The following is a 12,364-nucleotide window of genomic DNA, read 5'->3' as shown; positions in this document are numbered from 1 at the left end:
CCCCGAGGCCGGTACCGCGAACATCGCGGTACCGGCCTCGGGGTTTCGGCTGTGGCGCGGTCAGTTGGGGACGGTGCACTCGAAGGCGTGGAGATACGCGTTGACCGGGCGGATCTCGCCGATTACCAGGCCCGCTTCCGTCAGCCGGTCGACCATGCTCTGCCGGGTGTGCTTCGCACCGCCGACGTTGAGGAGGAGCAGCAGGTCCATGGCCGTCGTGAACTTCATCGACGGCGTGTCGTCGACGAGGTTCTCGATCACGACGACCCTCGCACCGGGCCGCGCCGCCTTCCGGACGTTCGCCAGCGCCCTGCGGGTGCTGTCGTCGTCCCACTCCAGGATGTTCTTGATGATGTACACATCGGCCTGTACGGGGATGTCCTTCCGGCAGTCCCCGGCCACGACGCTCACCCGCGCGGCCAGTGAACCGCCCTCGCGCAGCCGCGGGTCGGCGTTCTCGACCACGCCGGGCAGGTCGAGCAGCGTGCCGTGCATCCCGGGGTGCTTCTCCAGCAGACTCGCCACGACCCGGCCCTGTCCGCCGCCGATGTCCGCGACCGAGGACACCCCGCTCAGGTCCAGCAGGTTCGCGACGTCCCGCGCGGACTGCTCGCTGGACGTCGTCATGGCCCGGTTGAAGACGTACGCCGACTCGGGGGCCTCTTCGTTGAGGTACGAGAAGAACTCCCGGTCGTACATGTCCTCGAAGACGTTGCGGCCGGAGCGCACCGCCTCGTCCAGCTGCGGCCAGACGTTCCACGTCCACGGCTCGGTGCACCACAGCGCGATGTACCGCAGGCTGTGCGGGTCGTCCTCGCGCAGCAGCCGGGACATCTCCGTATGGACGAAGGTGCCGTCGGGGCGCTCCGCGAAGACGCCCTGGCAGGACAGCGCGCGCAGCAGCCGCCTGAGGGTGTGGGGCTGGGTCTTCACCGCCGCCGCCAGGTCCTCCACGGTCGTGGGTGTGTCGTCCAGGGCGTCCGCGACGCCCAGCCGGGCGGCGGCGCGTACGGCGGCGGCGCAGGCCGCCCCGAACACGAGCTCCCGCAGCCGCATGGGAGCGGGGGGAGCGGGGGGAGCCGGAGCAGTGGGGGGAGCCGGGTCAACGGTCGTCATGTGTTTCCTCGCCTCTGTGGTTGTGCCGTGTGAGGGGTGGGGCGGGTGGGAGGTCGGTCGGTCAGCACAGTCCCGCGGGTTCGGAGACCCCGCAGGTGTTGCCGCGGAAGGTGTTGCTCTTGCCGGTGTCCCGGTCGGCGAGATCGGCCGTGCTGTTGCGCAGCACCACGTTGTCGCGGATCTCGTTGCTCTCGTTGGGGGCGCCCACAAAGCTCTTGAACAGCACGATGCCTCCCGACAGCGGGGAGGCGCCCACGTTGTCCTCGACCCTGTTCTTCGTCACGAGCGTCTTCTCGCTGCCGGTGAGGACGATGCCCGAGCCCTGCAGGAAGGGCAGCCGGGGGGTCTTCGGGCACAGCTTGTTGTTGGCGTGGATGTGGTTGCGGCGCACTGTCATCGCCCCGGCGCGCGGCTTGCCCTCGTCGCCGACGACGAACACCCCGGCGCAGTTGCCCGTCGCCTCGTTGCGTTCGACGGTCAGGTTCCGCAGGCGCCGCACGGTGACGCCGATGCGGTTGCCGAGCAGACGGTTGTGACTGATCACGGTGCCCTTGGAGTCCTGGGCCCCGTCCTCCCGGTCGACGGTGTTGGCGACGAAGAGCCCGGCGTCGCCGTTGCGGTCGGCGGTGTTGCGGGTGAACACGCCGCGCACGGACCTCTCCTGGGCGATGCCCCACTGCCCGTTCTTCTCGGAGGTCACGCCCTGGACCTTCAGCTGGTCGGTCCACGACGCCCACAGGCCGTTCTTGGCGAAGCCCCGGATCGTCAGCGAGCGCACGGTGACGCGCTTGACGGGACTGCTCTTGGTGCCGGTCACACAGATGCCGTTGCCCGCGGTGGCACAGGTGTTGCCGGCGGCGGCCGGGCCGGGCACGATGACGGCGGGCCCGGCGACGAAACCCCGCAACGTCAGGTTCGACACCGTGACGCGGACGCTCTCGTGGTAGGTGCCGGGGGAGAGGAGAACGGTGTCCCCCGGCCGGGCGGCGTCCACCGCCTGCTGGATCGATTCGCCGGGCTGTACCCGGTGGATGCGGAGCACCTGCTGCGTCGTGCGATGGTCCGCGGGTGCGGCGGCACCGAGCCCCGACGCCACCACAGCAGCGGTGCATACGAGATGGGTGATCTGTCGTCTGGTCATATGCCGAAGCTAGGAGCGGGTGTTCCGGCTCGCCACCGCTGATCCCCCAGGTGGGCCCCCGCCCGACGCCGACGGGTCAGACGAGGTGGGCGAAGACCACCAGGTTGGCGGTGTAGTCCTGCACCGCGTGGTCGTAGTCACCGGCGCAGGTGATCAGCCGGACCTGGGCCTGCGGGGTGTCGGCGTACACGCGCTGGTCGGGGAAGTCGTCCTTCGCGAACGTCTCGACACTGTCGACGACGAAGACGGCCGTGCGGCTGTCGGACCGGTTCACGGAGAAGCGATCCCCCTTCTTCAGCTCGCTGAGCCCCGCGAAGACGGCGGGTGCGGTCGCCGTGTCTACGTGCCCGGCGATGATCGCGGTGCCCGCCTCTCCGGGGGACACGCCGTTTGCCTGCCAGCCGACCAGGTTCACGTCGTCGGCGGGCGGGGCTTCGAGCTGGCCCGAGTCGCCGATGGCGAGGCCGATGAAGGGCGCGCTCACGTCGATGGCCGGGATGAGTAGCCGCGTCGGCCGGGCTCGCGGCAGCCGCTTCCCGGCCCGCGGCGCTGCCGAGGACTCCGGCGCGGCCGACGAGGACGGGGCGTGGGCAGCGGCGGCGCGCGGCGCGGGGCCGCGGTCGGCCGACTCGTCGTTTCCGGAGAAAAGGAGGAAGAACACCGGGATCAGGAGAACGACGGTCCACGCGGTCATACGTACGACAAAGCGCCGCCTGGTCGGCACCGGCGCGGACTCGACAGGGGAGGGCAACCGGGTTGCCATCGGGAACCACCTCACTGGAACACGGGCACAACACGTAGCGGGACTGACAGGTAGAGGGACCGAACCGGCCGGGCCGCCGCAGTGTGCACAGGCGGATGTGCACACGCGACGGCCCCGGCTGCTATGTCAGGCATCGGTCAGGAGGCCCCGTCGGCCGCGTTCCTCCGACGCATCGCGAACGCACCGGCGCCGACGACCGCCAGTGCCGCCAGCCCGCCGGCCGTGACACCCGGGGCCGCGAGGGCGCCGCCACCGGTGTGCATGCCACCGCTGGGCTTCTCGTGCTTGGAGCCCCAGTCGCCCTTGCCGCCTTCCTCCTTGTCGGCCTCCCAGTCGCCCTTCTTGCCCTCGTCCGTGCTGTCGTCCTTGCTCCAGTCGTCCTTCTTGGTCTCGTCCGCGCTGTCGCCCTTGCTCCAGTCGCCCTCGTTCACCGCGGTGAGCGCACCGCCACCCGTGTGCATTCCCCCGTTCGGCTTGTCGTGCTTGCTGTCCTTGTCGTGCTCCTTGCTGTAGGAAGAGTCACCGTTGTCCCAGTCGCCGCCGTCGGCGGCGAGGGCGCCGGGCGCGGCGATCGCGAGAGCGGCCGTGGCCGTCGCGGTAGCGAGGAGCAGGCGGGCAGAGCGCATGGTCTGAGTCCTTCCGCCGCGGCTGGGGCGCTGACGTGATGTCAGCTGACGAGACCCGGCCCCGACGTGATCCACCGTCAGCCAGACCAGCCCGCCGCACCACTCGAGCCGCCCACCCGGCTGACCCGCACGGCGGTATCCCGCTCGGGCGGCCGACCCTCGCCGAACCGAGCAACAAGGCTCTGACCAGCCATTTAATCGGCTGACCGGCAGTCATGTCCCGGCCGACGCCACGCCGTACGCACAACCCGATCGGCGGCGACACGACTGCACGTATCGCCGGTTCCCCACTCCGCCCGGAGCGGAGCCTGATCCTCGGTCAGCTGCGGTCCGCGGGACAGGAGGGGGCCCGCATCGGCGGGGGACTTGAACAGCACGGACAGGCAGCACGGACAGGCAGCGCGGACAGCCCGGAAAGCGTCCACGGAACGGAGAGCGAGGGGCGCGGCCATCGCGCGCCCCTCGCACGCCCCTCACTCGTGCGCGATCGCCGCCAGCACGTTCATCCGGGACGCGCGCAACGCGGGCAGCAGCGCGGCCACGATGCCGACCACCGCCGAGCCCACGACCACCGCGACGATCGTGCCCCAGGGAATCGCCAGCGCCTCCATGCCCTGGAGAGCAAGCACCCGGTGGATGCACACACCCCACACCAGCCCGAGCCCGAGTCCCAGCACCGCACCGAACACGGCGATCACCACCGACTCCAGCCGGATCATCCGGCGCAACTGCCGCCGGGACAGCCCGATGGCCCGCAGCAGCCCGATCTCGCGTGTGCGCTCCACCACCGACAGGGCGAGGGTGTTGACCACGCCGAGCACCGCGATGACGATCGCGAGCCCCAGCAGCGCGTACACGAGGTAGAGCAGTACGGCGATCTGGTTGCGGATCAGTTCCTTGTAGTCGGCCTGGTCACGCGCCTTGACCTGCGGATACGGGGCGAGCGTCCGCTCCAGCGCAGGCCGCAGCGTGTCGGCGTCCGTGCCGCCCGAGGCGTTGACGTACAGCGCGGACTCCTGGCCGCCCGGCACGTACTTCTCGGCGACGGCGATCCCGAAGTAGATCCCGCCCTGCGTCCCGAACCCCTCGGCGCTGTCCTGGTCGGTGAGGGCGGCGACCGTCAGCTCCGTCCGGCCGCCGGCCGGGAACTCCACCGGCAGCACCGTGCCGACGCGCACGTCGTGGTCCTTGGCGTAGTCGGCGGACATCGCCAGGTGGCCGTCCGCGAGAGCGGCGGCCGTGTCGCCCTGCGTGTAGGCGACCCGGGCGACGTCGTCGAGCTGCGCGTCGTACCCGGCGGCGGTGGTTTCGAGGCGCTTGCCGTCCGGGAACCGCACCGCGACCGGCACGAACCGCTGCCGTACGACGAGACCGACACCGTCCGTGGCCCGCACCTTGTCGGTGAGCTCCCGGGGGAACGGGACGAAGTTGTCGTTCTGTACGACGAAGTCGGCGCCGAGCGTCCTGTCGATCTGCTGGTCGAAGGACTTGGTCATCGAGGCGCTGGCCACGGACATACCGCCGACCAGGGCGAGGCCCACCATCAGCGCGGCGGCCGTGGCCCCCGTACGGCGGGGATTGCGCAGGGCGTTGCGCTGGCTCATCAGGCCGACCGGCCCGAAGATCGCCGGGAACGCGCCGCCGAGGACCCGGATGACCGGCCGGACCAGCAGTGGGCCCGCGATGACCGTCGCGACGAGCGTGAGGACGACCCCGAGTCCCAGAAGGGAAGCGGAGGTCGATGTCTCACTGGCCGTGGCACAGCCCGCGAGCGCGGCGGCTCCGAGCGCCCCGACGATCGCTCCGACCACCGCCCGTACCCGCAACGGCCGCCCCACGCCCGCGATTTCGGCGTCCGAGAGCGCGGCCATGGGGGAGACCACCGCGGCCCGCCGGGCCGGCAGATAGGCCGCCACGAAGGTGACCCCGAGCCCCACGGCGTAGGAGGACACGGGAGTTGCCCAGCCCACCACCATGTCGGCCGAGCTGAGGTTCATGCCGAACGCGCTCATCAGCTGGATCAGGCCGGCCGCGAGCCCGATCCCGGTGGCGAGGCCGAGTGTCGAGCCGACCAGACCGAGCAGCACCGCCTCCGTCAGCACAGACCGGCGCACCTGCCGCCGATCGGCGCCGAGTGCCCGCAACAGGCCCAGTTCGCGGGTGCGTTGGGCGATCAGCATCGAGAAGGTGTTGACGATGAGGAAGACCCCGACGAGCACCGCGATCCCGGCGAAGCCCAGCATCACGTACTTGATCACGTCGAGGAATCCGCCGAGTTGGTCAGCGGCGGACTCGGCCTGCTCGGCGGCCGTCTTCAACTCGTAGTCGGTGGTGCCGATCTGTTGCGCGATACGGCTCTTCAGCTCCGCGTCGCTCACGCCGCTCGCGGCGGTCACCGAGATGCTCGTGGCCCGGTCCGGCGAACCGAGCAGCCTGGTCTGTGCGGTCCTCGTGTCCAGGAAGAGCAGCGCCGCGCCCGGGTTGGTGGTGGTGAAGGTGGCGATCCCGACGATCCTGACGCTGAACGACCCCGGTTGCGCCTGGACGGTGAGCGTGTCGCCGATGCCCACGTCCTTGCTGTCTGCGGTGTCCGCGTCCAGCAGTGCCTCGCCGTCGCCCTCGGGGACGCGGCCGGAGGTGAGTTCGACGGGACTGCGGTCGGTGAGGTACCAGTCGGTGGCGATGGTGGGGGCGCCCGAGGTCGGTGAGACCGACTTGTTGCGGTCGTCGACGACGGTGATGTTCTCGACGGACGCGTCCGCGTGGGCGTCCTCGACCCCGGCGACCCCGGCGACCCGCTGGGCCAGCGAGGCGGGAACCGTCAGGACCTCCCCGGACGGCACCGCCGACTCGAAGTCCTTGCGCGGGCTCACCGTGACATCGGCGGACGTGGAGGCGAAGAGCCGGTCGAACGTGCGGGTGACCGTGTCGGAGAAGATCAGGCTGCCCGCGACGAACGCCACGGACAGGACGACGGCCAGCGCGGAGAGCAGCAGTCTGCCCTTGTGGGCGAGGAAACTCCTGAGCGTTGCCTTCAGCACGGGGTGTCAGTCCTCGTCGGTGGGCTTGGTGAGGGAAGGGGCCTCGGGGTCATGGGGGATGCCGGGGGGCGAGGCCTGGGTCGGCCCTCCGGAGAAGAGACGCATGCGCTCCAGGACCGCCTCCGCCGTGGGCTGTGCCATCTCGTCGACGATCCGTCCGTCCGCGAGGAAGAGCACCAGGTCGGAGTGGGCGGCGGCGCCCGGGTCGTGGGTCACCATGACGACCGTCTGGCCGAGGTCGTCGACGGCCTCGCGGAGGAAGCCGAGGACCTCAAGACCGGCGCGGGAGTCGAGGTTGCCGGTCGGCTCGTCCGCGAAGATCAGCTCGGGGCGCGAGGCGAGCGCCCTGGCACAGGCCACGCGCTGCTGCTGCCCGCCGGAGAGCTGGGCCGGCCGGTGCTTCAGCCGGTCCCGCAGTCCCAGTGTGTCGATGACCTGGTCCAGCCACTTCTGGTCGGGCTTCTGGCCCGCGATGTCCATCGGCAGGGTGATGTTCTCGACGGCGTTCAGGGTCGGGATCAGGTTGAACGACTGGAACATGAACCCGATCCGGTCCCGCCGCAGCTGGGTCAGGTCGCGGTCCTTCAGCCCCGTGATCTCCGTGTCGCCGAGCCACACCTGCCCCGCCGACACGGTGTCGAGCCCTGCCAGACAGTGCATCAACGTGGACTTGCCCGAGCCCGAGGGCCCCATGACCGCGGTGAAGCGCCCGCGCGCGATGTCCACGTCGACCGAGTCGAGTGCGAGCACGGTCGTCTCGCCCGAGCCGTACGCCTTGGTCAGCGCGCGGGCGCGGGCCGCGGTGCCGTCCGCCTCCGCTTGCCCGGGGGCGTGCTCCGCAGCAGGTGTGGACAAGGCTGTCTCCTTCGGTAGCTTGTGCTGGTCGTGGCCGTTCCGGTGTCGCACCGACGTCCCTCGTTCCTTGTCCCGGCCGAGCGTAGTGTGACGAGGCGCACACCCGGTATCCCTTTTCGCTCATGGGTGGCCCCCTTGCGGGTGCTAGCACTTGCGCGCTAGCTTCGAGGTATGGCTAAGACTCAGCTGAACGTCCGGGTGGACGAGGGCACCGCCCGCGCGGCGCGGGAAAAGGCTCTGGCCCGCGGAATGAGCGTCAACCGCTACATAGAAGAGCTGGTCCAGCAGGACACCGGCGAGGCGGGCCATACCTTCGTGGAGGCGGCCGCCGATTTCATGAAGCAGTACGAGTCCGTCTTCGCGGAAGAGTTCGGCACGGATCGTGAAGGCAAGCGCGAAGGTCGTCACTGAACCCTTGGACAACCTCAGGATCGACCTCGCCTGGCTCCTCATGATCGCCGAACGGAAGACGCCCGGAGACCCCCAGGTCTCCGACTGGGGCGCTCTGGTCGCCGCCGTCGCCCGCCACGAGGCCGAGATATTCGACATCCCCGTCTACGACAACCCGCACGCCCGGGCCGCAGCCCTCCTCCAGCTCCTGCTGCACGTGCCCGCGCTGGAGCGGTCGAACGCGCTGTTCGCCTCCGCGGTCGCCTACGCCTACCTCATCGCCAGCGGGGTCAAGGTCGTCACCTCGCCCGAGCAGGTGCGGGATCTGGCCCGGCTGGTGAAGTCCGGCAACGCCTCGGTGCAGGACATCGCGCACGAACTGCGCCAGTGGAGCCTATGAGGCGTCCGGCTCTGCCTCCGGCCCCGGCTCTGTCCCTGGCTGGGTCCCCGGCTGCGGGGGACGCCAGGCGCTGCCCGTCACACAGTACGAGGTGGGCAGTCGTGGCCCCTTCTCGGGCAGCAACAGCCGTCGGTAGGGGCCGAGTTCGAACCCGGCGTCCCGCAGCGCGGCCACCGGGTCCCGGGCCAGATGACAGCCGCCGGCGAGCGCGGGCCACACCGTGCGGTCGAGGGCGCGCTGGGTGAACCGCATCGCGGGCCCGCCCCCGACGCCGTGCTCGAGGAACCGCACCTCGCCACCGGGCCGCAGCACCCGCCGTACCTCACCGAGCGCCCGGGGCACGTCCCGGACACCGCACAGCACCAGCGAGAGCACGACCGCGTCGAAGGCCTCCCCCTTCACCGGCAGCGCCTCCGCCACGCCCGGTACGACATCGACGGGCACCTCGGAACGCATCGCCGCCTCCACGGCCAACTGCCGCAGCAGGCGCTCGGGTTCGATCGCGACGACCTCCGAGACGGTGCCCGGATAGTGCGCGAAGTTCAGTCCGTTGCCGGCGCCGATCTCGATCACCCGGCCGGAGAGTCCGGCGAGCAGCCGGTGCCGCACGGCGCCCAGGCCGATGCCGGTCTCGGCGGCCACGCTCATCCGGGCGTAGTAGCGGGCGAACAGCGGATGGTGCACGGGATCCCGCGGCACCTTGCCGGAACCTGAGGTGGACCGTAGCGGCATGGGGCCTCCCGGGGAGGAATGGTCTCACCGCGATTGTCCCCCTTGCGGGAGCCGTGCACCCTCGCTGTCGCCGGGAACGGGCGGGATCAGGCCGTGTCAGGCCGTGTCAGGCGGGATCAGGCGGGATCAGGCGATGAAGTCGCGGACCTGCTGGTAGATGCCGTAGTCGTTGTTCATCTCGTCGTGCGAGACGCAGCCGACCCCGACGTTCGTGGCACCGCTCAGGATCGCGGTCGTGTCCGGATTGAGTGCCTCGTCGCAGTTGGACCAGTAACTGGCGTACGACACACTGCCCGGCGTCTCGTCGCCCGAGTTCAGCGAGGTGAGGAACGAACTTCCCGTGTTCATCTCGGAGCACGAGGTGTACAGCCACGCACACAAAGAGGCGAGCGACGTGCCGTGGTTGGTGCCGGCCGTGGAGACGAAGTCGTCGACGTACGCGGTTCCGCCGAGGTTCTTGAGGTAGTAGCGAGCGCTGAGCGCGCCCATCGAGTGGACGACGAGGTCGACCTTCGAGGCGCCCGTCGCGGCCAGAACTCGTCTGACCTCGGTGGCCAGTTGCTGGGCCGTCGTGACGTTCGACTGGGACCAGGAGTACGACCAGGCGTCCAGCTCGGAGGCCGTGTAACCGTCGGCCTTGAAGTCGGCCACCCAGTCGTTCCAGCTGCTCGACGAGCTGCTGATGCCGTGCACGAAGACGACCGGATTGTGGGTTGCGGCCTGGGCGGGCGTCGCGGAGAGCGAGAGGGACAGAAGCATCGAGGACACGACGGCCGAGACGGCTGCTGTGATGCGTCGCGTGCGGCGCTGCATGGTGCCTCCTGATATGCGTGGGGTTGGCTGGAGTGTCAGGCCGGGTCTTCGCGCGCCGCATCGGCGAAATCGCCGGTCTTTACGTGCCTTGTAACTCGCCAGTAACGTGAGTTGTGTGGTGACCTCGGTGAATCCCCCGCCTCAGCCGCGCATTTCGCCACCGGAACTCACGGACGCGTGGCAGCAGCTAGGCCCCCCGCTTCCCGAAGGTGTCCGCGTGCGCGTCCTCTGCGCCGCGTACGGAGATCCGCGCGCCGCCGCCGAACTCGTACCGCTCCTCACCGAACGGCAGGCGGCGGGACTCGACCCGCTCCCCGCGGAACCCGCCGCGCTCGCCCCCGAACTGCTGCGGGCGCACCGCCGGGCGATCCGTGCCTTGCCCGACGACACGCGGCTGCTCCTTCTCCTCGCCGCCGCCGACCAGTACCCGGTGGCGACCCACGCCTTCCTGCGCGCGGTCGCCGCCGCCGGTCTCGACACCCGGGCCCTCGAAGCCGCCGAGACGGCCGGGATCGCCCACGCGACAGCGAGCGGAGCCGTGTTCCGCGACGCCTGGACGCGCATCGCGGCCTACGAGTCCGGGTCCTCGGCGGACCGGCGGGACATGCACCGACTGCTGGCCCGCGTCCTGCACGGTGACGGTGAGTCGCCCCGGCGCTCCTGGCACCGGGGCGCCGGCGCCCTCGGCCCCAGCGCGCGGCTCGCCGCCGAACTGGGCGCCGCCGCGCACGATGCCCGCGGGTGGGGCGACCACCTCCTGGCCGGCGCCCTCGGCGAGCGCGCCGCCGCCCTCTCGCCCGACCCGCGCGAACGGTCCCGGCTGCTCTCCCGGGCCGCCGCCGACGCCTGGCACCGCGGTGACGGGGACAGAGCCCGAGGTCTGGTGGCGTCCTCGGACGAGAGCGCGCTCAACGGCATGCTCGCCCTGCGGTCGGGCAACGCGACCGAGGCCTTCGACTCGCTGCTGACAGCCGCGGTCCGGCATGCGAGGGCCGCGCTCGCGCAGGGGAGCGAGGGGAGCGTGCTGAATCGTTCCGCCAAGGATCAAGAACCTCGTTCCGGCCCACCGGAACGATTCGGCACACCGGACGATCCCTATGCGTACCCTTACGCGTCCCGCTACCCGCACCCGGATTCACAGTCGTCGCGCAGCGTTCCGAACCCCGCTCTGGACGTCGCCGTGCACCTGTTGGCACGTGCCACCGAGGCCGCCGTCTACACCGGCGACCTCCGCCGCTGCCGCGAGGCGGCCACCGTGGCCGCACGGCTCGGCATCATCCCGCCCGGCACCCTCGCGGGACTCGCCGCCGCCGTCGAGGGACGGTACGAGGACGCCCGTAACCTCCTCAAGGCCGCCGCCGGGCGCTGCGGTCCCGGTGGCGACCCCACCCTGCTCGTCCACTCCGGCATCGCCGCGCTGCTCCTCGGCGACCACTCCGGCGCCGAACGCGCCACCGTACGGGCCGCCGCCTCCGCCCGCGCCCGGGGCGAGACGGTGACCGTCCCGCAGGCCATGGAGTTCCGGGCCTACGCCGACTTCTGGACCGGACGCCCACGTGCCGCCGAGGCCGCGGCTGCCGACGCCCTCTGGCAGGCGTACGCCACCGGTCAGGACAACGGCGCCTGTCATCTGCAGGCCGCCCTCGCCATGTTCGCGGCCGTGACCGGCGACGGCGAGGTCTGCCGGGAACGCGCCGAAGCCGCCCGCACCCACGCCCGGGCTCATGGACTGGGCCTGCCCGCCGCGCTCGCCCTGTGGGCGCTCGCCTTCCTCGATCTCTCCACCGGCCGGTTCGAGCGCGCCGCCGCCCGGCTGCGCGCCCTCGCCGGATTCGGCCCCGGTCACGGCCACCGGGCCATCCGGCATCTGGCCACCCCGCACTACGTCGAGGCGGCCGTCCGTACCGGCGACACCCGCGTCGCACGGGCCGCCCACGCCGACTACGACCGCTGGGCCACCGCTGTTCGCAGCCCCGACGACCTGGCCCTCAGCGCCCGCTGCCGCGCGCTGCTCGCCCCCGGCGCCGAAGCGGTCGACCACTACCGCACGGCCCTCGACCTGCACGGTCACGGCACGCGTGACTTCGAACGCGCCCGTACCGAGCTGTTGTTCGGCAGCGCGTTGCGCCGGCTGCGTGAGCGGACCGAGGCCCGCGACCGCCTGCACAGCGCGTTGGAGGCGTTCGAGACGTTCGGGGCACCGCACTGTGCGACGCAGACGCGGGCGGAGCTGAGGGCGCTGGGGGCGCCCGTGACGGTCAAGTCGGGGTCGGCGGATCTCGCTGCTCGCCTTACGGCGCAGCAGTTGATGGTTGCGCGGATGGCGTCGGAGGGGGCGACCAATCGGGAGATCGCCGTTCGGCTGGCGCTGAGTCCGCGCACGATCGATCATCATCTGCGGGGGGTGTTCACGCGGTTGGGGATTCGGTCGCGGATCGAGCTGGTTCGGTTGTTGGGGGAGGAGTCGGGGTTGTGAGTTCGCCGCAG

11 protein-coding genes are annotated in these 12,364 nt (G+C 71.1%); 3 read left to right on the top strand and 8 right to left on the bottom strand.

Annotated features, from left to right (window positions below; genetic code table 11):
* Positions 1–60: 60 nt before the first annotated feature.
* The 6 genes from IEY89_RS34415 to IEY89_RS34390 all read right to left on the bottom strand — a co-directional run bounded on the left by IEY89_RS34415 (position 61) and on the right by IEY89_RS34390 (position 7,542).
* Complete coding sequence (locus tag IEY89_RS34415; protein WP_189151471.1) at positions 61–1,116, bottom strand: methyltransferase; 1,056 nt, start codon at positions 1,114–1,116, stop codon at positions 61–63.
* A gap of 61 nt (positions 1,117–1,177) precedes the next feature.
* Positions 1,178–2,257 carry a right-handed parallel beta-helix repeat-containing protein gene (locus IEY89_RS34410; protein WP_189151470.1) on the bottom strand — a complete coding sequence of 360 codons (1,080 nt, stop codon included), beginning with the start codon at positions 2,255–2,257 and terminating at the stop codon, positions 1,178–1,180.
* 76 nt (positions 2,258–2,333) lie between these two features.
* Positions 2,334–3,020, bottom strand: coding sequence for a class F sortase (locus IEY89_RS34405; protein WP_189151469.1), 687 nt, complete (start codon positions 3,018–3,020; stop codon positions 2,334–2,336).
* Between the two features lie 137 nt (positions 3,021–3,157).
* On the bottom strand, positions 3,158–3,646 hold the full coding sequence (locus tag IEY89_RS34400; protein WP_189151468.1) for a hypothetical protein: 489 nt from the start codon (positions 3,644–3,646) through the stop codon (positions 3,158–3,160).
* 473 nt (positions 3,647–4,119) lie between these two features.
* A complete protein-coding gene (locus IEY89_RS34395; protein WP_189151467.1) occupies positions 4,120–6,687 on the bottom strand; it encodes an ABC transporter permease in 2,568 nt (855 codons plus the stop codon).
* A 6-nt stretch (positions 6,688–6,693) separates the two neighbouring features.
* Complete coding sequence (locus tag IEY89_RS34390; RefSeq protein WP_189151466.1) at positions 6,694–7,542, bottom strand: ABC transporter ATP-binding protein; 849 nt, start codon at positions 7,540–7,542, stop codon at positions 6,694–6,696.
* Positions 7,543–7,713: 171 nt separating this feature from the next.
* Here IEY89_RS34390 and IEY89_RS34385 point away from each other — a divergent pair, with 171 nt between their 5' ends.
* Positions 7,714–7,953, top strand: coding sequence for a hypothetical protein (locus tag IEY89_RS34385; RefSeq protein WP_055533068.1), 240 nt, complete (start codon positions 7,714–7,716; stop codon positions 7,951–7,953).
* Between the two features lie 4 nt (positions 7,954–7,957).
* Entirely contained in the window at positions 7,958–8,332 is a 375-nt protein-coding gene (locus IEY89_RS34380; protein WP_189151465.1) for a fic family toxin-antitoxin system, toxin component, read from the top strand.
* Here the strand turns inward: IEY89_RS34380 and IEY89_RS34375 are convergent.
* Both IEY89_RS34375 and IEY89_RS34370 read right to left on the bottom strand, forming a co-directional pair.
* Positions 8,327–9,064 (bottom strand): class I SAM-dependent methyltransferase, encoded by a 738-nt coding sequence (locus IEY89_RS34375; RefSeq protein WP_189151464.1) that lies wholly within the window; start codon positions 9,062–9,064, stop codon positions 8,327–8,329. The two genes, IEY89_RS34380 and IEY89_RS34375, sit on opposite strands and share 6 nt — an antisense overlap.
* A 126-nt stretch (positions 9,065–9,190) precedes the next feature.
* Positions 9,191–9,877, bottom strand: a complete 687-nt coding sequence (locus IEY89_RS34370) for an esterase/lipase family protein (protein ID WP_189151463.1) — start codon at positions 9,875–9,877, stop codon at positions 9,191–9,193.
* A 115-nt stretch (positions 9,878–9,992) separates the two neighbouring features.
* On the opposite strand from IEY89_RS34370, the gene IEY89_RS34365 reads away from it, so the two are divergent.
* Positions 9,993–12,353: a helix-turn-helix transcriptional regulator gene (locus tag IEY89_RS34365; protein WP_189151462.1), complete on the top strand. Its 2,361-nt coding sequence runs from the start codon at positions 9,993–9,995 to the stop codon at positions 12,351–12,353.
* Positions 12,354–12,364 lie beyond the last annotated feature (11 nt).

The organism is Streptomyces lacrimifluminis (assembly GCF_014646095.1).
Classification (GTDB): Bacteria; Actinomycetota; Actinomycetes; order Streptomycetales; family Streptomycetaceae; genus Streptomyces; species Streptomyces lacrimifluminis.
This window is presented reverse-complemented; position numbering and strand designations above follow the sequence as displayed.